This window comes from Burkholderia aenigmatica (assembly GCF_902499175.1).
In the GTDB taxonomy this organism is placed as follows: Bacteria; Pseudomonadota; Gammaproteobacteria; order Burkholderiales; family Burkholderiaceae; genus Burkholderia; species Burkholderia aenigmatica.
Map to the genome: position 1 here is coordinate 216,726 of NZ_CABVQC010000002.1, position 26,626 is coordinate 243,351.

At 65.7% G+C, this 26,626-nt stretch carries 23 protein-coding genes; 3 read left to right on the forward strand and 20 right to left on the reverse strand.

Annotated features, from left to right (window positions below):
* Positions 1 to 33 precede the first annotated feature (33 nt).
* Positions 34 to 858, forward strand: coding sequence for an outer membrane protein assembly factor BamD (locus tag BDO18943_RS02785; protein ID WP_043188314.1), 825 nt, complete (start codon positions 34 to 36; stop codon positions 856 to 858).
* Positions 859 to 978: 120 nt separating this feature from the next.
* Here BDO18943_RS02785 and BDO18943_RS02790 read toward each other — a convergent pair whose 3' ends face one another.
* The 3 genes from BDO18943_RS02790 to BDO18943_RS02800 all read right to left on the reverse strand — a co-directional run bounded on the left by BDO18943_RS02790 (position 979) and on the right by BDO18943_RS02800 (position 4,327).
* A complete protein-coding gene (locus BDO18943_RS02790; protein WP_175021138.1) occupies positions 979 to 3,228 on the reverse strand; it encodes an ATP-dependent DNA helicase in 2,250 nt (749 codons plus the stop codon).
* Between the two features lie 55 nt (positions 3,229 to 3,283).
* The gene (locus BDO18943_RS02795; RefSeq protein ID WP_006755091.1) at positions 3,284 to 3,499 is read right to left on the reverse strand and encodes a YdcH family protein; all 216 of its coding nucleotides are present in this window, start codon (positions 3,497 to 3,499) and stop codon (positions 3,284 to 3,286) included.
* Between the two features lie 75 nt (positions 3,500 to 3,574).
* Positions 3,575 to 4,327: a hypothetical protein gene (locus BDO18943_RS02800; protein WP_175021139.1), complete on the reverse strand. Its 753-nt coding sequence runs from the start codon at positions 4,325 to 4,327 to the stop codon at positions 3,575 to 3,577.
* A gap of 160 nt (positions 4,328 to 4,487) precedes the next feature.
* Between BDO18943_RS02800 and BDO18943_RS02805 the strand changes: the two genes are divergently transcribed.
* Positions 4,488 to 6,812: a Tex family protein gene (locus tag BDO18943_RS02805; protein ID WP_175021140.1), complete on the forward strand. Its 2,325-nt coding sequence runs from the start codon at positions 4,488 to 4,490 to the stop codon at positions 6,810 to 6,812.
* Between the two features lie 110 nt (positions 6,813 to 6,922).
* Here BDO18943_RS02805 and BDO18943_RS02810 read toward each other — a convergent pair whose 3' ends face one another.
* The 17 genes from BDO18943_RS02810 to ndk all read right to left on the reverse strand — a co-directional run bounded on the left by BDO18943_RS02810 (position 6,923) and on the right by ndk (position 25,651).
* Entirely contained in the window at positions 6,923 to 8,839 is a 1,917-nt protein-coding gene (locus tag BDO18943_RS02810) for a potassium transporter Kup (RefSeq protein WP_175021141.1), read from the reverse strand.
* Positions 8,840 to 9,115: 276 nt separating this feature from the next.
* Positions 9,116 to 9,712 (reverse strand): phosphoribosyltransferase, encoded by a 597-nt coding sequence (locus tag BDO18943_RS02815; RefSeq protein ID WP_011352251.1) that lies wholly within the window; start codon positions 9,710 to 9,712, stop codon positions 9,116 to 9,118.
* A 7-nt stretch (positions 9,713 to 9,719) separates the two neighbouring features.
* On the reverse strand, positions 9,720 to 11,066 hold the full coding sequence (locus BDO18943_RS02820) for an adenylosuccinate synthase (RefSeq protein WP_043188303.1): 1,347 nt from the start codon (positions 11,064 to 11,066) through the stop codon (positions 9,720 to 9,722).
* A gap of 113 nt (positions 11,067 to 11,179) precedes the next feature.
* Entirely contained in the window at positions 11,180 to 12,328 is a 1,149-nt protein-coding gene (locus BDO18943_RS02825; protein ID WP_122945545.1) for an ATP phosphoribosyltransferase regulatory subunit, read from the reverse strand.
* Positions 12,329 to 12,442: 114 nt separating this feature from the next.
* Positions 12,443 to 12,634, reverse strand: coding sequence for a DUF2065 domain-containing protein (locus tag BDO18943_RS02830; protein ID WP_006478685.1), 192 nt, complete (start codon positions 12,632 to 12,634; stop codon positions 12,443 to 12,445).
* A 36-nt stretch (positions 12,635 to 12,670) separates the two neighbouring features.
* Positions 12,671 to 13,570 carry a protease modulator HflC gene (gene hflC / locus BDO18943_RS02835; RefSeq protein WP_175021142.1) on the reverse strand — a complete coding sequence of 300 codons (900 nt, stop codon included), beginning with the start codon at positions 13,568 to 13,570 and terminating at the stop codon, positions 12,671 to 12,673.
* Positions 13,571 to 13,585: 15 nt separating this feature from the next.
* Positions 13,586 to 14,920 carry an FtsH protease activity modulator HflK gene (gene hflK, locus BDO18943_RS02840; RefSeq protein ID WP_175021143.1) on the reverse strand — a complete coding sequence of 445 codons (1,335 nt, stop codon included), beginning with the start codon at positions 14,918 to 14,920 and terminating at the stop codon, positions 13,586 to 13,588.
* Positions 14,921 to 14,967: 47 nt separating this feature from the next.
* On the reverse strand, positions 14,968 to 16,143 hold the full coding sequence (gene hflX, locus BDO18943_RS02845; RefSeq protein ID WP_175021157.1) for a GTPase HflX: 1,176 nt from the start codon (positions 16,141 to 16,143) through the stop codon (positions 14,968 to 14,970).
* Positions 16,144 to 16,215: 72 nt separating this feature from the next.
* Complete coding sequence (hfq, locus tag BDO18943_RS02850) at positions 16,216 to 16,455, reverse strand: RNA chaperone Hfq (RefSeq protein WP_006399927.1); 240 nt, start codon at positions 16,453 to 16,455, stop codon at positions 16,216 to 16,218.
* Between the two features lie 154 nt (positions 16,456 to 16,609).
* A complete protein-coding gene (gene der, locus BDO18943_RS02855) occupies positions 16,610 to 17,947 on the reverse strand; it encodes a ribosome biogenesis GTPase Der (RefSeq protein WP_175021144.1) in 1,338 nt (445 codons plus the stop codon).
* 248 nt (positions 17,948 to 18,195) lie between these two features.
* On the reverse strand, positions 18,196 to 19,341 hold the full coding sequence (bamB, locus tag BDO18943_RS02860; protein WP_175021145.1) for an outer membrane protein assembly factor BamB: 1,146 nt from the start codon (positions 19,339 to 19,341) through the stop codon (positions 18,196 to 18,198).
* A 41-nt stretch (positions 19,342 to 19,382) separates the two neighbouring features.
* Positions 19,383 to 20,012, reverse strand: coding sequence for a tetratricopeptide repeat protein (locus tag BDO18943_RS02865; RefSeq protein WP_043188288.1), 630 nt, complete (start codon positions 20,010 to 20,012; stop codon positions 19,383 to 19,385).
* A gap of 55 nt (positions 20,013 to 20,067) precedes the next feature.
* Positions 20,068 to 21,408, reverse strand: a complete 1,341-nt coding sequence (hisS, locus tag BDO18943_RS02870; RefSeq protein WP_175021146.1) for a histidine--tRNA ligase — start codon at positions 21,406 to 21,408, stop codon at positions 20,068 to 20,070.
* Between the two features lie 16 nt (positions 21,409 to 21,424).
* On the reverse strand, positions 21,425 to 22,729 hold the full coding sequence (ispG, locus tag BDO18943_RS02875) for a flavodoxin-dependent (E)-4-hydroxy-3-methylbut-2-enyl-diphosphate synthase (protein WP_043188280.1): 1,305 nt from the start codon (positions 22,727 to 22,729) through the stop codon (positions 21,425 to 21,427).
* A 112-nt stretch (positions 22,730 to 22,841) separates the two neighbouring features.
* A complete protein-coding gene (locus BDO18943_RS02880; protein ID WP_175021147.1) occupies positions 22,842 to 23,867 on the reverse strand; it encodes a helix-turn-helix domain-containing protein in 1,026 nt (341 codons plus the stop codon).
* 163 nt (positions 23,868 to 24,030) lie between these two features.
* Positions 24,031 to 25,170 (reverse strand): 23S rRNA (adenine(2503)-C(2))-methyltransferase RlmN, encoded by a 1,140-nt coding sequence (rlmN, locus tag BDO18943_RS02885; protein WP_043188276.1) that lies wholly within the window; start codon positions 25,168 to 25,170, stop codon positions 24,031 to 24,033.
* 55 nt (positions 25,171 to 25,225) lie between these two features.
* On the reverse strand, positions 25,226 to 25,651 hold the full coding sequence (ndk, locus tag BDO18943_RS02890; RefSeq protein WP_011352265.1) for a nucleoside-diphosphate kinase: 426 nt from the start codon (positions 25,649 to 25,651) through the stop codon (positions 25,226 to 25,228).
* Positions 25,652 to 25,900: 249 nt separating this feature from the next.
* On the opposite strand from ndk, the gene BDO18943_RS02895 reads away from it, so the two are divergent.
* Positions 25,901 to 26,599: a Bax inhibitor-1/YccA family protein gene (locus tag BDO18943_RS02895; protein ID WP_006761414.1), complete on the forward strand. Its 699-nt coding sequence runs from the start codon at positions 25,901 to 25,903 to the stop codon at positions 26,597 to 26,599.
* The last annotated feature ends 27 nt before the right edge of the window (positions 26,600 to 26,626 follow it).

A 26,626-nucleotide genomic window follows, 5' to 3' on the forward strand; every position in this document is an offset into this window, starting at 1 on the left:
GGTCACCGAGACTTGAAGCTAGGACATGCGAGCATGATGAATTCGACCAAACGCACGGCCATCACCGTCGCCGCCCGGGCTGCGGCGGTAGCGGCCGCGGCCCTCATCGCCGGCTGCCACGGCTTGCCGCAGAAGCAGGACGAGACGGCTACCTGGTCGAACAACAAATTATACTCAGAGGCCCAGGACGCGCTGTCCGGCGGCGACTGGGGCAAGTGCGCGAAATATTTCGAATCGCTGCAAGGCCGCGATCCGTTCGGTCACTTCGCGCAACAGGCGCAGATCAACGTCGCGTACTGCAACTGGAAGGACAACGAAGCGGCCGCCGCCGACCAGGCCGTCGATCGCTTCATCCAGCTCCACCCCGATCATCCGGATATCCCGTACGCGTACTACCTGAAGGGGATGATCCACTTCAACGACGATCTCGGCCTGTTCGGCCGCTTCTCCGGCCAGGACATGAGCGAGCGCGATCCGCAGGCACTGCGCGAATCGTACGATGCGTTCAAGGTCGTCGTCGACCGCTTCCCGAAGAGCAAGTACGCGCCCGACGCCGCCGCGCGGATGCGCTACATCGTCAACGCGCTCGCCTCGCACGAAGTGCACGCGGCCGACTACTACTACCGGCGCGGCGCCTACGTCGCGGCGATCAACCGTGCGCAGCTCGCGATCAAGGACTACAAGGGCGCCCCGGCGATCGAGGACGCGCTGCACATCATGATCCTGTCGTACGGCAAGCTGAACCAGCCGCAACTCGCCGAGGACACGAAGCGCGTGCTCGCAGGCACGTTCCCCGACAGCCCGTATGTCACGGGCCACTCGCGCCCCGGCACGAAGAAGTCGTGGTGGCAGTTCTGACGAACGCTCCGTGCAGCCCCCGCTGCACGAACAAAAAACCCGGCCACTGAGCCGGGTTTTTTATGGGCGCCGCATTCAGGCGGCGCCGATGAGATGGCGCGGCGATCGCCGCGCGCGCCGTCACGTGCGCTTTGCCGAACGGTGCTCGTCGAAAAAGTCCTGGACGACCGCGATCTCGCGGGTCCGCTTGAACGGCGGCAAACTCTGCCAGATCCGGCGGCCGTACGGCTTGTCGACGAGCCGCGTATCGCAGATCATCAGCACGCCGCGATCCGTCTCCGCGCGAATCAACCGGCCCGCGCCCTGCTTCAGCGTGATCACGGCCTGCGGCAACTGGTGTACGGCGAACGGGCTCAGCCCTTTCTTCGTCAGCGCGTCGAGCCGCGCAGCCAGCACCGGATCGTCCGGCGGTGCGAACGGCAGCTTGTCGATCACGACGAGCGACAGCGCATCGCCGCGCACGTCGACGCCTTCCCAGAAACTCTGGCTGCCGACCAGGATCGCGTTGCCGTACGCACGGAAACGGTCGAGCAGTTCGGTACGGCTCGCATCGCCCTGCACGAGCAGCGGCGTGTTCCAGCCGCGCGATTCGATCACGTCGCGCAGCTTCGACGCGATCCGGTCGACCGCGCGCAGCGTCGTGCACAGCATGAACACGCCGCCACCGGACGCCTCGATCGCCGGCAGCGCGGCGTCGAAGACGGCATCGGTAAATGCCGGCGAAGACGGTTGCGGCAGGTTGCGCGGCACGTACAGCAGCCCTTGTGACTGGTAGTCGAACGGGCTGGCGAGCGTCATCGAGCGACGCGAGCTGAGGCCCATCTGCGCCGCGTAGTGCGTGAAATCGCCGCGCACCGACAGCGTGGCCGACGTGAACACCCAGGCACGCGGCACGCCCGCGCGCTGCTTGGCAAAGATCGGCGCGACCGACAGCGGCGTTTCGTGCAGCTGGACGGTATGCGCGAACACTTCGACCCAGCGCACCTTCTCGTTCGGATCGCCGTCGGATGACGCCTTGTCGCCGGCCGCCGCCGCGTCGGCCTTCGCGGCCGCCTCGGTCGCGCCGGGCGCAACCCAGCCGGCCAGCAGATCCTGCAGTTCGCGTGCGCGCCGCAGGCACGCGCCAAGCGATTCCGCCCGTTCGGCCTGGCTTGCAAGCGCCGACGCCAGCGCATCGAGCGCCGCCTCGAGCGCGTCGAGCGCGCCGAACATCGGGTGATCGTCGCCGAGCTGGGCGAGCGACATGCGGACGATCTGGTCGTTCGCGAACGCAAGCCGCAAGTCGCGCGCCGCGCGCTCGAGATCGCCACCGAGCTTCACCCACTCGACCGCGTCGCGCGCATGGCTCAAGCCTTCCGCCACCGTGTCGCGTGCGAGCTCGAGAATCTGCGTCGTCGACAGCGTCTCGCCGAAGAACAGCGTCGCCGTTTCCGGCAACTGGTGCGCTTCGTCGAAGATGACCGTGTTCGCGTTCGGCAGCAGCTCGGCCATTCCCGTATCGCGCAGCATGATGTCCGCGAAGAACAGGTGGTGGTTGACGACGACGACGTCGGCCTGCTGCGCCTCGCGCCGCGCCTGCATCACGAAGCAATCCTTGTAATGCGGGCATTCCTGGCCGAGGCAGTTGTCGCGCGTCGACGTGACCATCGACCACACGGGCGCCGTTTCCGGCACGCTTGCGAGCTCGGCCTTGTCGCCGCTCTTCGTGATCTTCGCGAAACGGACGATTTCCTGCAGATACGCCGTATCCTGCCGCGACGGCAACCGGCCGTTGTCGGCCGTGCGTTGCAGGTAGTAGTGGCACAGGTAGTTTGCGCGGCCCTTCAGCATCGCGACCGACACCGGCACCGCGAGCGCGTTGCGCACGGTCGGGATGTCGCGCTGGAACAGCTGGTCCTGCAGGTGTTTCGTGCCGGTCGACACGATCACCTTGCCGCCCCACAGCATCGCGGGCACGAGGTACGCATAGGTCTTGCCGGTACCCGTGCCGGCCTCGACGATCAGCGTATTGTCGCCGGCGTCGCTGTCGGGCTCGGCCGCCGCAGCGGCGTCCGCGCCCGGTTCGGCCGTTTTGTCGCCGTCGCCAAGGCGACGCGCCGGCCGCTTGCGGGTTTCGAAGATCTCGGGTTCGGGCATCCGGCGCGCGGACGCTTCCATCGCGGACGCGACGGCACGCGCCATCTCGATCTGCGACGTACGCGGCCGATAGCCGTCGAGCGCACGCGCCAGCAACCCGCCTTCGCCGAAGATCGTGTCGAGTTCGTCGACACGTTTGCGGCTCAGCTCAAAGGTGCCTTCGGGCGCACGAGCACGCCCGGCAGACGACACGTCGCGCCGGGCATCGGGGGTGGCTTCAAGCGGTGAATTCAAGGCAAGCGTTCCTGTGTCCAGCGCCCGGGCGGCGCCGGCGCTTGCCAGGCCGCGCTCAGGCGCGCTTATCCGGTTCCAGCTGCGATTGCAGCAAAATGATTTTGTCCTTGGCCGCCAGCTTTTCCTTCTTCAGCCGGTGCAGCGTGATGTCGTCGATGTCGGAGTGTCCTTCCTTCAGCTCGATCTCCCGAGCGAGCTGCTGGTGCTGCTCCTGCAATGCAGCCAAACGGTTGTGCAATTCCTGCTGCTGTTCCGTGGGACGGTTTTGCATACTTGCCTCCTCATCGAAGCAGCGCGCCGGCTGGCGTGCCAGCGCGCGAGACTGATTCCGGATCAATCCAACACGTTACTGCCCCTGCTGCTGCTTCTGCTGCGCCTTCTCGGCCGCTTCCTTCTGGCGCTGCTCGACATCGGCCTTGTGCTGCACGGCTTCCTTCTGCTTCTGCTCGTAGCGCGCGGCGTTGTCCGCCCGCTCTTGCGCCTTCTGCCCGGCCTGCTGGTGCGCCTGGTCGAGCTTGCGCTGGAAGTCGCTCTGCTTCTGGTCGTATGCCTGCTTGCTCGCCGCGCGCTGCGGCGCTTCCGCGCCGCGCTGCGCCTGCTTCAGCGCATTCTGCTCCTGCTTGTCGCGGAACGCAGCCGCGTTTGCCGCGTCGTTCGCCGCGCGCTGCGGCGCTTCCGCCGCATCCCGAGCCTGCTTCAGCGCCTGCTGCTGGTCGCGCTGCTGCGCGCGCACCGCCCGCTGCTCGTCGTTGAGCGCGAGCTGCTCCTGACGGATGCTCGCCCGCTCGTCGCGCATCTGCTCACGCGCCTTGCCGAGACAGTGATTGACGAAGAACTTGCTGTAGCAATCGTGCTCGGCCACCGCATAACGATAATCGTTTTCCGCGGAGCGCTGATTGAGCACTTTTTGGCGGACGTCGAAATCCGGTGCGGTTGTGGCTGTCATGGGCGCAGCCGCGGCGGCGGCCGGCGCAGTGGCGCCCGAAGCCTGCGCGAACGCGCCGGAAGGCCCCGCAGACAAAGCCGCGGCGAGCGCTGCGCCGAGCGCGACGAGAGAAATTCGGGAAGTTGGCAACGTCGTAGGAAAGCTGCGGGACATGTGTCAAATTCTATCACCCCCGGCTGGGCGCTCCGCCATTTATGGCAAAATGCCCCGCTTCACTCACCCGCGGCATCTGGCCCGTCGGGCCCGCCACGCAGCCCGCCGCTTCGGGCCTGCCGGCCCGCGCCGCGATTTCAGCAGGCAGATCATCCACGACATGACGGAAACCGTAGCACTCAAGATCGTACAGCGCATCGCCACCGAACTGTCCGTCCAGCCGCGCCAGGTCGCGGCGGCAGTGCAACTCCTCGACGAAGGCTCGACCGTTCCGTTCATTGCCCGGTACCGCAAGGAAGTGACCGGCAACCTGGACGACACGCAGTTGCGCCAGCTCGAGGAACGCCTCCTGTATCTGCGCGAACTCGAGGATCGCCGCGCGACGATCCTGTCGAGCATCGACGAACAGGGCAAGCTGACCGACGAACTGCGCGCCGCGATCGACGCGGCCGACAGCAAGCAGGTGCTCGAAGACCTTTATCTGCCGTACAAGCCGAAGCGCCGCACGCGTGCGCAGATCGCCCGCGAGGCCGGCCTCGAGCCGCTCGCCCAGGCGCTCCTCGCGAACCCGCTGCTCGACCCGCAGGCCGAGGCAGCCGCGTACGTCGACGCCGAGAAAGGCGTCGCCGACGTGAAGGCCGCGCTCGACGGCGCGCGCGACATCCTGTCCGAACAGTTCGGCGAGACGGCCGAGCTGCTCGGCAAGCTGCGCGACTACCTGCACAACCAGGGTGTCGTGTCGTCGGCCGTCGTCGAGGGCAAGGAAAACGAGGAAGGCGAGAAATTCCGCGACTATTACGACTACGCGGAAACGATCAAGACCGTGCCGTCGCACCGCGCTCTCGCGTTGTTCCGTGGCCGCAATGCCGGCGTGCTGACCGTCAAGCTTGGCCTCGGCGAAGAGCTCGACGCGCAGGTGCCGCATCCCGGCGAGGCGATGATCGCGCGCCATTTCGGCATCGCAAACCAGAACCGGCCGGCCGACAAGTGGCTGTCCGACGTGTGCCGCTGGTGCTGGCGCGTGAAGGTGCAGCCGCACATCGAGAACGAGCTGCTCACGCAACTGCGCGAAACGGCCGAAACGGAAGCGATCCGCGTGTTCGCACGCAACCTGAACGACCTGCTGCTGGCCGCGCCGGCTGGCCCGAAGGCCGTGATCGGTCTCGACCCCGGCCTGCGCACGGGCGTCAAGGTCGCGGTCGTCGACCGCACCGGCAAGGTGCTCGCGACCGACACGATCTACCCGCACGAACCGCGCCGCGACTGGGACGGCTCGATCGCGAAACTCGCCCGCATCGCCGCACAGACGCAGGCCGAGCTGATCAGCATCGGCAACGGCACCGCGTCGCGCGAAACCGACAAGCTCGCGAGCGAACTGATCGCGAAACACCCGGAACTGCGCCTGCAGAAGATCGTCGTGTCGGAAGCTGGCGCGTCGGTCTACTCGGCATCCGAGCTCGCCGCGAAGGAATTCCCGGAGCTCGACGTGTCGCTGCGCGGCGCCGTATCGATCGCACGCCGCCTGCAGGACCCGCTCGCCGAGCTCGTGAAGATCGAACCGAAGGCGATCGGTGTCGGCCAGTACCAGCACGACGTGAACCAGCGCGAACTCGCCCGCTCGCTCGACGCGGTCGTCGAGGATTGCGTGAACGCGGTCGGCGTCGACGCGAACACCGCGTCGGCCCCGCTGCTCGCCCGCGTATCGGGCCTGAACGCGACGCTCGCGCGTAACATCGTCGACTACCGCGATGCGAACGGCCCGTTCCCGTCGCGCGAGCACCTGCGCAAGGTACCGCGCCTCGGCGACAAGACCTTTGAACAGGCCGCCGGCTTCCTGCGCATCAACGGCGGCGAGAATCCGCTCGACCGCTCGTCGGTGCACCCGGAAGCGTATCCGGTCGTCGAACGGATGCTCGCGAAGATCAGCAAGCGCATCGACGACGTGCTCGGCAACCGCGAAGCGCTGTCGGGCCTGTCCCCGACGGAATTTGTTGACGAACGTTTCGGCCTGCCGACCGTGCGCGACATCCTGTCCGAACTGGAGAAGCCGGGTCGCGATCCGCGCCCCGAACTCAAGACCGCGACGTTCCGCGAAGGCGTCGAGAAGGTGTCGGATCTCGTGCCAGGCATGACACTCGAAGGCGTCGTGACGAACGTCGCCGCGTTCGGCGCGTTCGTGGACATCGGCGTCCACCAGGACGGCCTCGTCCACGTGTCCGCGATGTCGACGAAGTTCATCAAGGACCCGCACGAAGTCGTGAAGGCCGGCCAGGTCGTCAAGGTGAAGGTGATCGACGTCGACGTGAAGCGCCAGCGCATCGCGCTGACGATGCGCCTCGACGACGACGCGGCCGCGCCGGGCATGTCGTCGCGCGGCGGCCAGGATCGCGGCAACGCGGGGCGCGGCGCCGCCCGCCCGCAGCGTTCGCGCGAGCCGGAACCGGCCGGCGCGATGGCCGCGGCGTTCGCAAAGCTGAAGCGCTAAGCACGCGCCAGCTTTCGCGACGCATAAAAAAGCCCGCCGAAAGGCGGGCTTTTTTTATGGCTGCAGCGAACACGGTGCGCGGCCGGACGGCCCGCGCACCACACCGCGCGTCAGATCTCGATCTTCGTCCCGAGTTCGACCACGCGGTTCGCCGGGATCGAGAAGAAGTCGGTCGGCTTCGCGGCATTCTGGTGCATCCACGCGAACACGCGCTCGCGCCAGATCGACATCCCGGGCAGATGCGTCGGCACGACCGTTTCGCGCGCGAGGAAGAACGACGTATCCATCAGCTCGAACGTCATGTCGTGCGTGCGGCCGAATTCCTCGAGCACCGCCTTCACGTCCGGCGTCTCGTTGAAGCCGTACTCGGCCTTGACGATGTACAGCCCGCCGCCCGCATCGCGCGAGGTCTGGCGCTTGTCGTCGCGCACGTAGGGAATGTCGCGCGTGACGAACGTGAGGAAAATGGTTCGCTCGTGCAGCACCTTGTTGTGCTTCAGGTTGTGCAGCAGGCTGACGGGCACAAGCTTGTCGTTGCCGGTCAGGTAGATCGCGGTGCCCGACACGCGGTGCGGCGGATGCGCGAGCAGCCCCTGCAGGAACGGCTCGAGCGGGATACCGTCGGCCGCCGTGCGCTCCTTGACGATGTGACGCCCCTTGTACCAGGTCATCAGCAGGAAGAACAGCAGCGCGCCGATGCCGAGCGGCAGCCAGCCGCCCTGCGCGACCTTCAGCAGGTTCGCGCCGAAGAAGCCGAGGTCGACCGCGAGGAACACCGCGATGATCGCGCCGACCAGCAGCCGGTTCCAGTTCCACACCTTCACCATCACAACCGCGGCGAGCACGGTCGTGATCACCATCGTCGCCGTCACCGCGATGCCGTACGCGGCCGCGAGGTTGTCGGAGCTCTTGAAGCCGACGACGATGCAGAGGATCACGAACAGCAGCAGCCAGTTCACGACCGGCACGTAGATCTGGCCGATCGCGAGTTCCGACGTATGCAGCACCTTCATGCGCGGCACGTAGCCGAGCTGGATAGCCTGCGACGTCAGCGAATACGCGCCCGAGATCACCGCCTGCGACGCAATGACGGTCGCGACCGTCGACAGCACGACGAGCGGCAGCAGCCCCCATTCGGGTGCCAGCAGGAAGAACGGGTTCTCGATCGCCTTCGGGTTCTGGATCAGCAGCGCGCCCTGGCCGAAGTAGTTCAGCACGAGCGACGGCATCACGAGCCCGTAGGCGGCGATCCGGATCGGCTTCGCGCCGAAGTGGCCCATGTCCGCGTAGAGCGCTTCCGCGCCCGTCAGCACCAGCACGACCGAGCCGAGCACGACGTAGGCCTGCAGCAGGTGATCGGCCATGAAGGACGCCGCGTAATACGGGTTGATGGCCGCCATGATGCCCGGCACCCGCGCGATGTGATACACACCGAGCGCCGCGATCACGACGAACCACACCACCATGATCGGGCCGAACAGCTTGCCGACCAGTGCGGTGCCGTGACGCTGGATCCAGAACAGCGCGATCAGGATCACGATCGTGATCGGCAGTACGAGGTGGGACAGGTGCGGCGTCGCGATTTCGAGACCCTCGACCGCCGACATCACCGAAATCGCGGGCGTGATCACCGCGTCGCCGTAGAACATGCAGGCGCCGAAGATGCCGAGCGCCATCAGTGCGCCCGTCACACGGGACTTCGAGTTGAGCGGCCGCAACGACAGTGCCATCAGCGCGAGCACGCCGCCTTCGCCGTTGTTGTCGGCCCGCATCACGAACAGCAGGTACTTGATGCCGACCACCAGGATGATTGCCCAGAACAGCAGCGAGATCACGCCGAGAATCGATCCTTCGGTGAGCGGAATGCCGTGTGCGGGGCTGAACGCCTCCTTGAGCGAATACAGCGGGCTGGTGCCGATATCGCCGAACACGACGCCGATGGCTGCTATCGCTAGCGCCCGCATCGAGTGTTGTTGCGTCGAATGCGGCGCGTGTGCTGCGTCGGTCGCTTGGATCGTGTCGTTCATATGAAGCGTAATAATCGGGTCCGGGTCGGACAAAACGAGCGCTATTCTACTCGCGCCCCCGTGAAACGCCGCCCTGCTCTGTTGCCGTGGAACCACGTAATCGACGCTGCGCATGCAATCCGGCGCAAGCTGTGGCAGGGCTGCCAATCATAGCCGCGGCAGCGCCGTCTGCCTACCGGATCCGCGGCGCGCGCAGCGCCGGCGCGCATGTCGCCCCAATGAAAAACGGCGCCGCAAGCGGCGCCGTACAAGGCTTTCCTTCGATCGGCCGGCCGCTTACGCGCCCGAACCGTCGCGCTGTGCGCGACCGCGCTTGATCCACGCCTCGAGGTTGTGCGGGCGAACCGTGTCCCACTCCTCGAACGGCTGATGAATCCACGGATTCGTCGGCAGAAACTGCGTGTGATAGTCGGGCTTGACCTTCGAGCACCCCTTGTACCAGAGCACGGCCGAACGCACGGCCGTCACCGACGGATAGCGCTCCTTCAGGTGCTCCTGCACGCGAGCGAGCGTGACCCCCGAATCGACGAGATCGTCGACCAGCAGCACGTTGCCCGCCAGGTTGCCGCGCGTCATCGTGATGTACTGCGCGATGTCGAGATCGCCCTGCTCCGTGCCGGCCGCTTCCCGGTACGAACTCGTCGCGAGAATCGCGAGCGGCACGTCGTAGATGCGCGACAGTTGATCGCCGACACGCAGGCCGCCGCGCGCGAGGCACAGGATCTGGTCGAACTTCCAGCCCGATGCATGAACCTGGAGCGCAAGCAGCTCGATGAGACGGTGATACTCGTCCCAGCCTACCCACAGGTTCTTGTCGTCGTTGCGCGGATCAGTCATCAAGTCTGCCGCCGTCATCGTGATTTGCTGCGTCATCTGGAAATTACACCTTGAACGGATGGCGGAGCAGGATCGTTTCGTCGCGGTCCGGGCCCGTCGACACCATGTCGACCGGCACGCCAGCCACTTCCTGGACGCGGGTCAGGTAAGCCTGCGCATTCGCCGGCAGCGCTTCCCACGTCTTGATACCGACCGTGCTTTCCTTCCAGCCTGCAAACGTTTCGTAGACGGGCTCGCAACGCGCCACGTCGGCGGCGCCGCGCGGCAGGATGTCCGCATCCTTGCCGTCGATCTTGTAGCCGACGCACAGCTTGACTTCATCGAGGCCGTCGAGCACGTCGAGCTTCGTCATGCACAGGCCCGACACGCCGTTGATCTGGATCGAGCGGCGCAGCGCGGCCGCGTCGAGCCAGCCCGTGCGGCGCGGACGGCCGGTGACCGAACCGAATTCCTTGCCGACGTTCGCGAGCGTGACGCCGACCTGCTCCTGACGCTGCGGATTGTCCGCATCGTACAGTTCGCTCGGGAACGGGCCCGAGCCGACGCGCGTGCAATAGGCCTTCGTGATGCCGAGGATGTAGTTGAGCTTCTGCGGACCGACGCCTGCGCCAGCCGACGCCGCACCTGCGACGCAGTTGCTCGACGTGACGAACGGATAGGTGCCGTGATCGATGTCGAGCAGCGTGCCTTGCGCGCCTTCGAACAGCAGGTTCTGGCCCGCATTGTTCGCGTCGTACAGGCGGCGCGACACGTCGGCCACCATCGGCTTCAGGCGATCGGCATAACCGAGCATCGTGTCGAGCGTGGCCTGGAAATCGACGGCCGCGGCGCCCAGGTACTGGGTCAGCACGAAGTTGTGGAAATCGAGGTTTTCGCGCAGGCGGTCGGCGAAGGTCTTCGCGTCGAACAGGTCCTGCACGCGCAGCGCGCGGCGGCCGACCTTGTCTTCGTACGCGGGGCCGATGCCGCGGCCCGTCGTACCGATCTTGCCCGCGCCCTTGCGCGCTTCGCGCGCCTGGTCGATCGCGATGTGGTACGGCAGGATCAGCGTCGTGGCTTCGGAAATGAACAGACGGTCGCGCACGTTCACGCCGGCTTCTTCCAGCTCGCCGATTTCCTTGAACAGTGCTTCGGGGGACAGGACGACGCCGTTGCCGATGTAGCAGGCGACGCCTTCACGCATGATGCCCGACGGAATGAGGCGCAAGATCGTTTTCTTGCCGCCGATGATGAGGGTGTGGCCGGCGTTGTGACCGCCCTGGAAACGCACGACGCCCTGAGCGTGGTCCGTCAGCCAGTCGACGATCTTGCCCTTGCCTTCATCACCCCATTGCGTTCCCACGACGACGACATTGCGCCCGGGAGTCACGTTCACTGCGCTGGCAGACATGTTGATTCGTTAGCTGGTTAAAAACGTATTCTACCTATGTTCGCGGGCGATTCCGAATTTTTCCGTTTCGCTTCAACGATATGCACGCCGAAGCACGTCCCGCGAACGCCTGTTTATCGGGGTTCGACCACCCATGCACCGTTGCGCTCGACGAGCGAACGGTCGCAGGCAAACTCGTCGAGCACATGATCGTGGCCCGGCAGCGCCTGGATCACGACTTCACCCGCATCGCGCAGCGCCGCAACGGCCGCGCTCAGTGCGTCGTCCTGTGCCCACGGCGCGAGAATCGCGGTGCCGCGCGCCTCGACCGGCGAGATTCGCGCAAGCTCGCGCAGGTCGAGCGAGAAGCCCGTAGCCGGACGGGCACGGCCGTACGCCTGGCCGACGTGGTCGTACCGGCCGCCCCGCGCGATCGCGTTCGGCACGCCATCGATGTAGGCGCTGAACATCGCACCGCTGTGGTACGCGTAGCCGCGCAGGTCGCCGAGATCGATCGCCACTTCGACACCCTTCGCCTGCGCCGCGAGTTGCGCCAGATCGTCGAGCGCCCGCGTGATTTCGGGCAGCACCGGCAACCGCGCGCGTGCCTCGGCGAGCACGCTCGCATCGCCATAGAGATGCGGCAGCGCGCGCAGCGCGGCGCGCGTATCGGCGCCGAGATCGTCGGTGAGTTCGTTCAGCAGCGGCACGTCCTTGCCCGACAGCGCGTCGTACAGCGACTCGCCGCGCTCGGCAGCCTGCGCGTCGCGCGCCAGCAGTGCCGCGAGCACGCCCGCGTGGCCGAGGTCGAGACGGATGCGCGACAGCCCCGCGAGATGCAGCGCGTCGAGCATCAGTTGCTGGATCTCGAGGTCGGCTTCCAGCCCGCCATGCCCGTAGATTTCGGCGCCGATCTGGATCTGCTCGCGCGTCGCGTGCAGGCCGCGCGGACGCGTATGCATCACGTGGCCTGCATAGCAGAGGCGCGTCACGCCCTGACGGTTCAACAGGTGCGCGTCGATCCGCGCGACCTGCGGCGTGATGTCGGCGCGCAGGCCGAGCGTGCGGCCCGACATCTGGTCGACCAGCTTGAAGGTGCGCAGGCGCAAGTCGGCGCCGCCGCTCGTCAGCAGCGACTCGAGATACTCAAGCAGCGGCGGCATCACCATTTCGTAGCCATACGAACGGAAGCGGTCGAGCAGCCTGCGGCGCAGCTCCTCGATCTTGCGCGCTTCCGACGGCAGTACGTCGGCGATATTCTCGGGAAGTAACCAGGTCGACATCGGTACGGTCCTACGACGGGAAACAGCGCGCGACACGCGCGCCGCGATGTGAATCGGAAATTCTGAATTCGGGCGGGACGAACGGCGGATGCGCCGTCCGGATCGGGTGTCCGGTCAGGTCGCGAGCAGCAGCAGTACGAGCCCGAGCACCATCACGATCAGCCCGCCGATCCGGATATGATGCGGCGGCCGCTCAGCTATTCTACGAAACGTGTCGCGCCAGGCGACGGGAAACACGAAGGGGAACGCCCCCTCGATAATCAGCATCAGCGCTACTGCGAGCAACAACGAGCCAGCCAGGTCCATGCGAGCGACGGCGCCGCTCGACGCGGCGCCCCAAGGTCAGTGTTTGCGGGGAGCAGGCGCCGCCGGTGCGGCACCGCCCGTCGGGCTGCGCATGAAGCGGAAGAACTCGCTGTCGGGATCGACGACGATGATGTCGTTGCGCTTGAACGTGTTCCGGTAAGCCTGCAGGCTCGCGTAGAACTGATAGAACTGCGGATCGCGGCCGAACGCGTCGGCGGCAATCGTCGCAGCCTTCGCATCGCCCTCGCCCTTGATCGTCTGCGCGGACTTGTACGCGTTCGCGAGCACGGCCTGCTGTTCGCGTTCGGCATCGGCCTTGATCTGCTCGACGTCGGCAGCGCCTTGCGCACGCACCTGCGCCGCCTGATCGCGCAGCGCGCCGATCATCCGCTGATAGACGGCGTCGGTTTGCGCGGCGGGCAAGTCGACGCGCATCAACTGGACGTCGACCACGTCGACGCCGAACCCGGACGCCTTCGCCTTCGCTTCGTCGCGGGCCGCATCGGCGATCGCACGCTGGCCGCCGAGCGCGTCGTCGAGCGCGCGCTTGCCGAACGCGTCGCCGAGTGCGCTCTTCAGCGCGCCGGCCAGACGTTCGCCGGCTGCCGCCGGGTCGCCACCCGTCGCCGTGAAATACTTCATCGGATCGCTGATCCGGTATTTCACCGCATAGGCGACGAGCAGGTCGTGCTTGTCTTCCGTTGCCAGTTGCAGCGGATCCGACGACTCGAGCGATTGCAGGCGCGTGTCGATCAGCGTGGCCGTCTGCAGCGGCGGCGGCAACTTGAAATGGATGCCGGGGCCAGCCAGCTCGGGCTGCGCGCCGTCGCGCCCCGACAGCACGGCTGTGTGGCGCGGATCGACGGTAAGGACGGTCGACGATGCCGCGAAGGCAACGATCACGATTGCGACGACGAGCGCAATGATTCGGTTCATGTTCTGCGCTCCCCGTTACTTCAGATCGTCTTCGCGCGACCGGCTGCGAAACACTTCGCGCGATCGCAGCACGTCGTTGCCCGACGCTGCCGACGCCGCACTCGCGGGTGCCGCTGCAGCCGGCGCGACGGCCGCCGGTGCCGACGCCGCATCGGGCGCGGATGCGCCAGTGGACGCCGCGGCGTTTTGCCGCCCCTGCTCGACGAGCTTGTCGAGCGGCAGATACACGACGCTGTTGCCGCCCTTGTTGCCGACGAACACCTTCGTCGAGTTCGAATAGATTTCCTGCATCGTCTCGAGATACATCCGCTCGCGGATCACCGCGGGCGCCTTCGAGTACTGCGCGTAGACCTGCTTGAAGCGGTCGGCATCGCCTTCGGCTTCCGTGACCACGCGATCGGCATACGCCTTCGCTTCGTCGACGAGCTTCGCGGCATCGCCCTGCGCCTTCGGCAGCAGGTCGCTTGCATACGCCTGTGCAGCACGCTTCGCGGCCTCGCGCTCGTCGCGCGCCTTCGCGACTTCGCCGTACGCGGCCTGCGTCTGCTCGGGCGCCGCCACGCTTTGCATCGTGACGGCCGTCACCTCGAGCCCCGACTGGTAGCGATCGAGATCGCGCTGGATCGCAGTGGACAGCTGCTCGCGCAGCGCGTCACGATCCTGGTTCAGCACGTCGGCCGCGCTGCGCGTACCGACGATCGCGCGTACCGCGGCCTGGGCGGCCTGCGAGACGCTGCGCTCGGGATCGACGCTGCGGAACAGGTAATCGGTCGCGGAACGGATCCGGTACTGGACGATGAAACGCACGTCGACGATATCGGCATCGCGCGTCAGCATCGCCGCTTCCTTCACGTTCGCGAGACGCACGACGTTGTTGCGGCCGATCTCGATCGAGCGGACCTGCGACGTATCGACGATTTCATGCGACGCGAACGGATACGGCGCGCGCCAGTGCACGCCCTGACCGACCGTGCCCGACAGCTTGCCGAGTTGCAGCACGACGCCCGTCTGGCCGTCCTGCACGACGAACAGCCCGCTGCCCGCGTAGACCGCGACCAGCACGCCGATCACGATGCCGACGCCGACTCGCGCGGCTCGCCCGTTGTCAGGACGGAAACCGTTGCCGCCCTTGCCGCCGAAAAGGCCGTTCAGGCGCCGGTTGAAGTTGCGCCACATCTCGTCGAGATCGGGCGGGCCATCGCCGTCGCCGCCTTGCGGCCGCTTCGATTCGTTCGCACGGGGACGGGATCCATCCTTGCCATTGCCTTCGCCGCGTCCCCAGCGGGGATCGTTGATCGACAGCAAGGCGCGCATCCGCCGCCAGGTACTCCGTTCGTTGTATTCGTTCACCAGAGTTTGTTCACCAGATTAGACGCCGGCGAACCGGCCGGGACCGGTTAGCGCCCGTGTTCGGAAATCGTGTGGTCTTCGTGTGGTTCAGCGGGAGCGCCGTCGAACGCGCCGTTGGGTAACGTCGCGCTGGAAAGGTGTTCCGCGGAGGCGATTTCGGCGATGGCGGCACGCAACGCGTCAAGACCCTGACCGGTGCGCGCGCTCAAAAAGACGCGCGAAATATTACCATACTCGTCCCGCTCGACCGCGTCGCCGCGGGCCGCCAGCTCAGGCACGGCGTCGATCTTGTTGAATACCAGCACCTGCCGGATCGTGTCCGCGCCGATCTCGTGCAGCACGCCGTTGACCTGCTCGATCTGTTCAAGCCTGACCGCGCTCGACGCATCGACCACGTGCAGCAGCAGATCCGCGTGGATCGTTTCCTCGAGGGTCGCGCGGAATGCGGCGACCAGTTGGTGAGGCAACTCGCGGATGAACCCGACCGTATCCGACACGACGATCTGGCCGACCTCGTCGCCGAGGTACACGCGACGCGACGTCGTGTCGAGCGTAGCGAACAGCTGGTCGGCCGCATATGCCTGCGCTTTCGTCAGCGCATTGAACAGCGTCGATTTGCCCGCGTTCGTATAGCCGACGAGCGACACCGACATCGTGCCGCTGCGCGCACGCTGCCGGCGTTGCGTACTGTGTTGCCGGCGCAGCCGGTCGAGCCGCGACTTCAGCATCTTGATGCGCTCGCCGATCAGTCGGCGGTCGGTTTCGAGCTGCGTTTCACCCGGGCCGCGCAGGCCAATACCGCCCTTCTGACGTTCAAGGTGGGTCCATGCGCGAATGAGTCGCGTCGACAGATACTGAAGCTGTGCGAGTTCGACCTGCAGCTTGCCTTCGTGGCTGCGGGCGCGCTGCGCAAAGATGTCGAGGATGAGGCTGGTGCGATCGACCACACGCCTGTTAAGTGCCTGCTCCAGATTACGTTGCTGGGCTGGCGCCAGTGCGTGGTTGAAGATGACGATTTCGACGTTGTGCGCGTCGCAGGCGAGCCGGAGCTCTTCGGCTTTGCCGCTGCCGATGAACATCTTGGCATCGGGACTGGCGCGACGGCCTGTGAGGGTGACGGCGGGACGGGCCCCGGCGCTGGAGGCGAGAAGACTGAGTTCTTCGAGACTGGCTTCGAAATCGGTCTTGCCGAAATCAATGCCGACGAGCGCTGCGTTGATCAAATTTTCAGGTGTCAAGATAAGGCGGCTGGCATCGGTCGCTCGCGGCGACCGGATGCCGGCCGCTGCGATAGGTTAGGACGAGGCTTCCGCGTCCGGGTGGAAATTCACCGGGCGCGCCGGCACGACCGTCGAGATGGCGTGCTTGTACACCATCTGGGTCACCGTATTACGGAGCAACACGACGTACTGGTCGAACGATTCAATGTTCCCTTGAAGCTTGATGCCGTTAACGAGGTAGATCGAAACGGGAACGTGCTCTTTGCGCAGTGCGTTCAAAAACGGGTCTTGTAACAATTGCCCTTTGTTGCTCATGGCGTACTCCATCTTTTTTTGCAGGTTGATCTGGATTGGCGGCGAAGAAAAAGAGATCCGGCGCCAATCGCTACACTATAGCCGATTTTGCCTGGCCCGCCCGGGGCGTAGGCCTTGCGGCCAACCCCTTGCGGGACGCGTGAAACAGGCGTCTTCAGCTCTTGTCCGCGTACGGATTGTTCGACGAACGGAACTCTATGCGCAATGGAGTCCCTGTCAGTGAGAAAGTTTCGCGGAACCGGTTTTCCAGGTAACGCTTGTACGTTTCCGTCACGGCGTCGAGCGCGTTACCGTGGATCACGATGATCGGCGGATTCTGGCCGCCCTGGTGCGCGTAGCGCAGCTTCGGACGCACCGGGCCGCGACGGCGCGGCTGCTGGAACTCGACCGCCTCGATCAGCGCGCGCGTGAGCTTCGGCGTCGGCAGCTTCGCCATCGCCGCCGCGTACGCGTCGTCGACCGAGCGCATCAGCGTGCCGATACCCGTCTTCTTCGTGGCCGAAATGAAGTGCGATTTCGCGAAGTCGAGGAATTTCAGCTTGCGGGTCAAATCCGCTTTCGCGCGTTCGCGCGCATGCTCGTCGAGCCCGTCCCACTTGTTGACGCCGATCACGAGCGCGCGGCCCTGTTCGACGACGAAGCCGGCGATGTGCGCGTCCTGGTCGGAAATGTCCTGCTGCGCATCCAGCAGAAGAATGACGACGTTCGCGTCGGAGATCGACTGCAGCGTCTTCACGACCGAGAATTTCTCGATCGCCTCGAACACCTTGCCGCGGCGGCGCAAGCCGGCCGTATCGATCAGCGTGTATTTCTTGCCGTTACGTTCGAAGTCGACGTAGATCGAATCGCGCGTCGTGCCCGGCATGTCGAACGCGATCACGCGATCCTCGCCGATCAGCGCGTTCACGAGCGTCGACTTGCCGACGTTCGGGCGGCCGACGATCGCGATCTTGATGCCGCGCGACGGGTCGTTCTCGTCCTCTTCCTCCGGACGGTCCACATACGCGACATCCAGCGCCTCGTTGATCATGTCGGTGACGCCGTCGCCATGCGCAGCCGAGATCGCACGCGGATCGCCGAGCCCGAGCTCGTAGAAGTCCGTCGCGACCGCCGTGTACTTCATCCCCTCGGCCTTGTTGACGACGAGGAAGATCGGCCGGCCGGTCTTGCGCAGGTAGTCGGCGATCGACTTGTCCTGCGGCGCGAGCCCGTTGCGGCCGTCGACGATGAACACGACGACGTCGGCTTCCTCGACGGCCTGCCGCGTCTGGCGCGCCATCTCGTGCAGGATGCCGTCCTTCGCGACGGGCTCGAAGCCGCCCGTATCGACGACCAGGTACGGCCGCTCGCCGACGCGCCCTTCGCCGTAATGGCGATCGCGCGTCAGGCCCGGCAAGTCGGCGACCAGCGCATCACGCGAGCGCGTGAGCCGGTTGAACAGCGTGGATTTCCCCACATTGGGGCGCCCAACGAGGGCAATGACCGGTTTCATCTGTGTTTTCTACGGTGAAGCGCAGCAGCGGGAGGCCCGCTGCTGCGGGCGGCTGCGCTGAATGAAAATATCACGAATTCGCGCCGCGCCGGATGCGCGCGCCTGGCGCGCGTTGCGCGCCGTCGTCTTTCGTCTCGAACTGCCTTTCAAATACCGAGCGGCCGGGAGCACCGGCCGCCTTCAAATCGCGCGGCCGCGGTGCGCGGGACAAAGCCCGTCACACCACGGCCGCGCATGTTTCCTGCGCGTCAGCGCGGACGGAATCCGTACAGGCCGCCGTCCTTCGTTTGCACGACGAGCGTATTGCCCGCGAGGACCGGCGCCGCCGTAATCGCGCTGCCGTCGGTCTTCATCCGCGCGATGAAGCTACCGTCTTCGCGCGACAGGAAGTGCACGAAGCCCTTGTAATCGCCCATCACGACCGCGTGCCCGAGCAGATACGGCACGCCGACGTCACGGCTCTTCAGCTTGTCGTTGCGCCACAGCTCGTTGCCCGAAGCGGCGTCGTACGCCGTCACGACCGACCAGTCGTCGCCGCCGGCGACCACCGAATCATCCTGCGCGAGACCGCTGCGGCTCGAGAACGCCTTTTCCCACAGCGGGCGGCCCGAGTTTGCATCGAAGCAGCCGAGCTGCCCCTGGAACGTCACCGCGCAGGCTTCCGCGCCCACGAGCGTCGGCGGACCGCTGACGTCGTTGATGCGTTCGACCTCGGTCACGCCCTTCGGAAACGACACCGGCGTCTGCCAGAACGGCTCACCCGTCTGCAGGTTGATTGCGACCAGCCCGCCGCCCGGGAAGCCCGCCAGCACCGCCGCGTCACCCGCGAACGTCATGCCGGCCGACACGCGCAGGTTCAGCGGCACCGCGCGGTTGCGGTAGTTCCACTTCTGCTCGCCCGTCTGCGCGTTGAACGCGATCACCTGGCCATCGATCGTGCGGATGACTACAAGGCCGTTGCCGACGAGCGGCGGCGAGAAGATCTCGCCCTGCACGCTGGTCTTCCACAGTTGCTTGCCGTCCGGGCCCAGCACGAACACGCCACCCTTCAGCGCGCCGACCGCGGTCAGGTTGCCGTCGCTGCCGACACCGGCCGACAGGTCGGAACCGACCTTCGCGCGCCAGAGCGTCTGGCCCGTCTTCGCGTCGATCTTCTCGACCGAACCGTTTTCGCCCGCCGCATAGACGGCGTCGCCAACGGCCACCGGCGAGAACAGGTAGCGCCCGCCCTTGCCGACGCCCGCCTTCCAGACCTGTTGCACGTCCATCTGGGGCTTGAACTCGGTGAGCGGCGTCGGCACGCGGCGCGCATCCTTCGTCGACGAGCAGGCCGCCAATGCGAGGACAGCCGCCGCGCAGGCAACGGGCACAGCGTAACGTTTCAGCAAATTCATCGGTTAGCGAAGCAGAGTTAAGAGGTTGAGGGGACCAGGGTTCAGCCGCCGAGCGCGTCCAGCTTGAACTGAACGAGCTGGCGCGCAGACTGGTCGTCCTTCGACAGGCCGTCGAGCGCAAGCTTGTAAGCCGCGCGCGCATCGTCGGTCTTGCCTTGCGCAGCAAGCAGATCGCCACGGCGATCGGCCACGAGGCCCTTGAATGCATCGACCGGCGTACCCGACAGCAGCGCGAGGCCCGCGTCGTACGCCTTCTCGTCGAGCAGCAGCGCCGCGAGACGCAGCTTCGCGATCTGCTTGTACTCGTCATCCTTGGCGTGATCGACGGCCCATTGCAACTGCGCCTTCGCACCTGCCGCGTCGCCGGCCGCGTACAGCGTCTTCGCAGCGGAGAGCGCCGTCATCTGCGCATACGGCGTGCTGCCGAACTTGTCTTCCATGTCGGCGGCCGCGCGGGCCATCGTCGCCTTGTCGTTCGCGGCGGCGGCCTTCTGGACCTGCTCGTACAGCCCGGACGCCTCGGCAGCCTGACGGCGCTGCCAGTAGTTCCAGCCGTTGAAACCGGCCGCGACGACGAGCGCCGCGAGCACGATCCACGTGGTGAGGTTACCCCAGCGGGCCCACCACGCCTTGAGACTTTCAATCGATTCTTGTTCGTCGTGATAACTCATCGGCGAGCGATTCCTTCCTGTTCAGGCCTTTCTTGTCGAGCGGATGCCAGCGCGATCAGTCGTCGCCGTCTTCGGCGGATGCAACCATCGCATTGATTAGGAATTCGGTCAAGCCTTCGACCGGTACGGTCTGCTGAACGTTCTTTTCCCCATCTCCGCCCGCACCGCGCAGCGCTTTCACGCCCACCGTCCCGTTCGCAACCTCTTCTTCGCCGAAGATCACCGCGAACGCGGCACCGCTTGCGTCGGCTCGCTTCATTTGCGACTTGAAGCTGGCCGGCGCACCGTCGGCGCTGCAGTGGAAGATCACGTCGAGGCCCGTATCGCGCAGGCGCTCGGCCGCGATGAACGCCTGTTCACGTGCGGTCTCGCCCTGGTGCACGACGTACACGTCGACACCTTCCTGCTCGGGCGCAAGATCCTCTTCCTTCAGCAGTTCGAGGATCCGCTCGATACCCATCGCCCAGCCGCACGCGGCGGTCGGCTTGCCGCCGAGCTGCTCGATCAGCGGATCGTAGCGACCACCGGCCGCAACCGTGCCCTGCGCGCCGAGCTTGTCGGTGACCCACTCGAACACGGTCAGGTTGTAGTAGTCCAGACCACGCACGAGACGCGGATTGATCTTGAACGGGATGTTGTTCGCGAGCAGCAGGCGCTGCAGCCCTTCGAAGTGCGTGCGCGATTCGTCGCCGAGGAAGTCGATCAGCTTCGGCGCGTTCTGCGCGATTTCCTGCAGCGCGGGGTTCTTCGTATCGAGCACGCGCAGCGGGTTCGTATACAGGCGACGCTTCGCATCCTCGTCGAGCACGTCGGCGAACTGCTCGAGGTACTTGATCAGTTCGACGCGGTGCGCGGCACGCTCTTCGGCGAGGCCGAGCGAGTTGATCTCGAGCTTGATGCCGGTCAGGCCGAGGTCGTCCCACAGGCGCTGGCACATCATGATGATCTCGGCATCCGCATCGGGACCCGCAAAGCCGAGCGCCTCGACGCCGACCTGGTGGAACTGGCGATAGCGGCCGCGCTGCGGACGCTCGTGACGGAACATCGGGCCGATGTACCACAGGCGCTTCGGGCCGTCGTACAGCATGTTGTGCTCGATCGACGCGCGCACGACCGCCGCGGTGTTTTCCGGGCGCATCGTCAGGTTCTCGCCGTTCAGCGCGTCGGTGAAGCTGTACATCTCCTTCTCGACGATGTCGGTGACCTCACCGATGCCGCGCGTGAAGAGCTGCGTGTGCTCGACGATCGGCGTGCGGATGTTCTGGTAACCGTATGCGCGCAGCAGCGATTTCACGGTGGCTTCGAAGAACTCCCAAAGGCCGGCATCCTGCGGGAGGATGTCGTTCATGCCCTTGACGCCGGTGAGCTTCTCGATCTTGCGTTTTTGTTCAGTCATCGTGTGTGTGGACGAATTAGTTCGTGGCCTCAGCGCGGCCGTAATTGCGTGCGACGTAGTCGCTGACGATCTGCTGGAATTCCTCGGCGATCCGCTCGCCGCGCAGCGTCTTGACCTTCTCGCCGTCGATGAAGACGGGTGCGGCCGGGTTTTCGCCCGAACCCGGCAGGCTGATGCCGATGTTCGCGTGCTTCGATTCGCCCGGGCCGTTGACGATGCAGCCCATCACCGCGACGTTCATTTTCTCGACGCCCGGATATTCCTTGCGCCAGACCGGCATCTGCTCGCGCAGGTAGGTCTGGATCTGCATCGCGAGTTCCTGGAACAACGTGCTCGTCGTGCGGCCGCAGCCCGGGCACGCGATGACCATCGGCGCAAACGAGCGCAGGCCCATCGTCTGCAGGATTTCCTGGCCGACGATCACTTCGCCCGTGCGCGGCGCGCCCGGTTCCGGCGTCAGCGAGATGCGGATCGTGTCGCCGATCCCTTCCTGCAGCAGCACGCCGAGCGCGGCCGTCGACGCGACGATGCCCTTCGAGCCCATGCCCGCCTCGGTCAGCCCGAGGTGCAGCGCGAAGCCGCAGCGGCGGCCGAGCTCGCGGTACACGGCGATCAGGTCCTGCACGCCGCTGACCTTGCACGACAGCACGATGCGGTCGCGGCCGAGGCCCAGTTCGACCGCACGTTCGGCCGAGCCGATCGCCGACTGGATCAGCGCCTCGTACATCACGCTCTGCGCATCCCACGGCTGCGCACGCGCGCCGTTCTCGTCCATCATGCGCGCGAGCAGGTCCTGGTCGAGGCTGCCCCAGTTCACGCCGATCCGCACCGCCTTGTCGTACTTGGCGGCCGCTTCGATCATCAGCGCGAACTGCGTGTCGCGCTTCGCGCCCTGGCCGACGTTGCCCGGGTTGATCCGGTACTTCGACAGCGACTCCGCGCAGCCCGGGTAGTCGCGCAGCAGCAGGTGGCCGTTGTAGTGGAAATCGCCGACGAGCGGCACCGTCACGCCCATCCGGTCGAGCTGCTCGCGGATCGCCGGCACGGCGGCCGCGGCCTCGGGCGTGTTGACCGTGATGCGCACCAGTTCGGAGCCCGCATTCGCGAGATCCTTGATCTGGATTGCCGTGCCGATCGCGTCGGCCGTGTCGGTATTCGTCATCGACTGCACGCGCACCGGCGCGTCGCCGCCGATCGTCACGAGCTGCCCGCCCCAACGGACATCCACCGCATGCGATACGCGGCGCGGCTGATGCCCGCCGAACACCGGCTCGGTTGAACAAATCTGACTGCTGCGTGGGGATTGAGCTTCGGATTGCATCGATAGATCCATTTACGCGGAATGCGCCGCGGCGCGGCGCATGAATTGAAAAAGCGCCGTGCCATCACGGCCTGCCGATATCGACGACAGGCCTTCGCCACGGCGCTTGACGTCAGGGCAACGTGAACCGCGCCACATTACCCCGCGCTGCCGAATATTTTGCCGGATCGACAGGTTTTCCGTCGAACGCAACCGTATCGAGGCCTGCCTTGTTGCCGATCGTGACCTTGAACGGCCCGTCGCCAGCGACCTGCTTCGCCTCGCCGCCGTGCACCAGCCCGGAGAACAGCTCCTTGCCGCTCTTGTCGCGCACGCTGAACCAGCTGTCCTGCTTGACCTTCAGCTCGATCATCGACTGGCCGGCCGCCACCACGACACTCGCCGGCTGGGCCGGCGCGGCGGCGCTGGCCGCCGTCGTTGCCACGACGGGCTGCGATGCAGCCGCCGTCAAGACCGGCGCCACGGGCGCAGGTGCCGGAGCAGCCGACGCAACGACCGGCGCCGGGGCGGCAGAAGCAGCAGTCGGGGCCGGAACCTCATTCGCGACCACGGCAGACGCACCGCTCGATGCCGCCTCTTCGACTGACGACGAGGATGCCCCCGGCACGCTCGCGGCCGACGCATGCTCCGCGTCGCCGCTCTTGAAGCGCGCAAGCAGGCTGGCCGAATCGCCGCCAGTGTGCCACATCAGTACCGCAACCACCGCGACGACGACGATCGCCGTGCCCCACAGCCACGGGTGATGCCGCGACGACCCGCCCAGCGGAATCGACACGCGACCGCGCGGCAGATCCGTCCCCGACGACGCGGGCATCGACAGGTCGACTTCCGGCACCCCGCGCTCACGGCGCAACGCCTGCGCGAACGGTTCCGGATCGACGCCGAGCATCTTCGCGTAGCTGCGCACGACGCCGAGCGCAAACGTCACGCCGGGCAAATGGCTGATGTCGCCGGCCTCGAGCGCCCGAAGCTTCGGCGGTGCGACCTTGAGTCGCGCCGACACGTCGTCGACGGTCCAACCCCTCGCCTCCCGAAGCTGCGCCAGCCGGCTGCCGACCGCCGCAAGCGATTCCAACCCTGCCGGTGCCGGCTTCGCGCCATTCGTCTCTGCGCCGTTAGACGGCTGCGGCTCACTCATCCTTGTCCTCGCGTCGATTCTTCTTCACTGGCGGCCGCCGCCGGTTCCTGCCGGCAGCACCCGCAACTGTCCATACCATGCGCGACGCCGAGGCGCCGCGACCGATCGCTATTCGCGTGTTGTACCGCCAAAAGGTCCTGGCATCCCCGGCCAGGCGTCCATGTCAAACCGACCGAACTTCGATGATTTTCCCTGCCACACCCGTTCGTTCCGCGAGGCGCGTGCGGTCCTTCACTGCGCCGGCCAGCTGGCCGCACGCTGCATCGATGTCGTCGCCGCGCGTCTTGCGCACGGTCGTGACGACACCCGCGTCGAGGAGAACCTGTGCAAAGCGCTTGATCTGCTCCGGCTTCGAGCGGATGAGGCCCGATTCCGGAAACGGATTGAACGGGATCAGATTGAACTTGCACGGCACGTCGCGCGTGACGGCCAGCAGTTCGCGCGCATGCGCTTCGGTGTCGTTGACGCCGTCCAGCATGCAGTATTCGAAAGTAATGAAGTCGCGCGGTGCGACTTTCAGATAACGCTGGCAAGCGGCCATGAGCTCGCGCAGCGGATACTTCTTGTTGAGCGGCACCAGCTCGTCGCGCAGCGCATCGTTCGGCGCGTGCAGCGAAACGGCCAGCGCGACCGGCAGCTCGGCACCGAGACGATCCATCATCGGCACCACGCCGGACGTCGACAGCGTAACGCGGCGGCGCGACAGGCCGTACGCGTTGTCGTCGAGCATCAGCCGCATCGCCGGCACGACCGCGCTGTAATTCAGCAGCGGCTCGCCCATGCCCATCATCACCACGTTGGTGACGACCCGTTCGGCCTTGCCGTTCGGGCCGGGCGCGCGACCCAGCGACGCTCGCAACGCAAATTCGGCCATCCGTAGCTGGCCGATGATTTCGGCTGTCGACAGGTTGCGGGAAAAGCCCTGCTTGCCCGTCGAACAGAAGCGGCAGTTGACCGCACACCCGGCCTGCGACGACACGCACAGCGTGCCGCGCGTCTCTTCCGGGATGAACACGGTTTCGACCGCATTGCCGTTTCCGACGTCGATCAGCCACTTGCGCGTGCCGTCGGCGGAAACGTGATCGCTGGCGATCTCGGGCATGCCGATCGACGCGCGGCCCTTGAGTTTTTCTCTCAAGGACTTCGCGAGGTCGGTCATGCCGTCGAAATCGCCAGCGTTGTACTGATGGATCCAGCGCTGCAACTGCTTGGCGCGGAACGGCTTCTCGCCGAGGCTGCCGCAGTACGCGACAAGACCCTCGGCATCGAAGTCGAGAAGATTGACGGAAGTTTCGCTCGTCATGATGTGCTGCCTTGCCGCGTGCGCTGAATCCTGCCTACTTGCTGCCAGCCAGGGCTTAGCGCGAGTAAACGTTCATTTCCGGGAAGAAGAACGCGACTTCGACCGCTGCCGTTTCAGCAGCGTCCGAGCCGTGAACGGCGTTCGCGTCGATGCTGTCGGCGAAGTCGGCGCGGATCGTGCCCTTTTCTGCCTTCTTCGGATCCGTCGCGCCCATCAGGTCGCGGTTCTTCAGGATCGCGCCTTCACCTTCCAGAACCTGGATCATCACCGGGCCCGAGATCATGAAATCGACGAGGTCCTTGAAGAACGGACGCGCTGCGTGAACCGCGTAGAACTTCTCTGCGTCAGCACGCGACAGGTGTGCCATGCGCGATGCGACGATCTTCAGGCCGGCGCCTTCGAAACGGCTGTAGATCTGACCGATCACGTTCTTTGCCACCGCATCCGGCTTGATGATCGACAGGGTGCGCTCGATTGCCATAAAAACTCCAAAAAATTAAGAAGTTACAGGTTCAAATGAATCCGCTATTGTAGCACGATCCCGTGTATCATTGCGATTGAACCCTTACACGCATGAAAGGTTCAGAATCCATATGTTTTGTGCCGCCCGGCCATTGAAACCTCCCGGCACGGAACGTATCTTAGCCATAGCTGCTCCGGTTTGCTGCGCCGCACACCGCGCGCGCCGAACCGGCCCCGGACGCCCATGCGTTCAATGTTAGGAGAAACCATGAACGACTATCCGTACAATTTCGGCCGCGGCGGTTCCGTCAGCACCGCCGAGGTTCGCAACCGCGTGCTGCGGAACACGTACTGGCTGCTCGCGCTGTCGATGGTGCCGACCGTGCTGGGCGCCTGGGTCGGCGTCGCGACGGGCTTCTCGCTGTTCGCGGCCACGAGCCCGATGATGAGCCTGCTCGCGTTCTTCGCGATCGCGTTCGGCTTCATGTTCGCGATCGAGCGGACGAAAAACAGCGCGGCCGGCGTGTTCGTGCTGCTCGGCTTCACGTTCTTCATGGGCCTGATGCTGTCGCGGCTGCTGAGCTTCATCCTCGGCTTCTCGAACGGCCCGTCGCTGATCATGCTCGCGTTCGGCGGCACCGGCATCATCTTCGCCGCGATGGCGACGATCGCCACCGTCAGCAAGCGCGACTTCTCGGGGCTCGGCAAGTGGCTGTTCATGGGCGTGATCGTGATCCTGCTCGCCTCGGTCGCGAACATCTTCCTGCAACTCCCGGCGCTGATGCTCACCGTGTCGGTACTCGCGATCGCGATCTTCTCCGCGTACATGCTGTTCGACGTCCAGCGCGTCGTGAACGGCGGCGAGACGAACTACATCTCGGCCACGCTCGCGATCTACCTCGACCTGTACAACGTGTTCACGAACCTGCTCGCGCTGCTCGGCATCTTCGGCGGCAACCGCAACTGACGTTCGCCACGCAACATGAAAAAACCG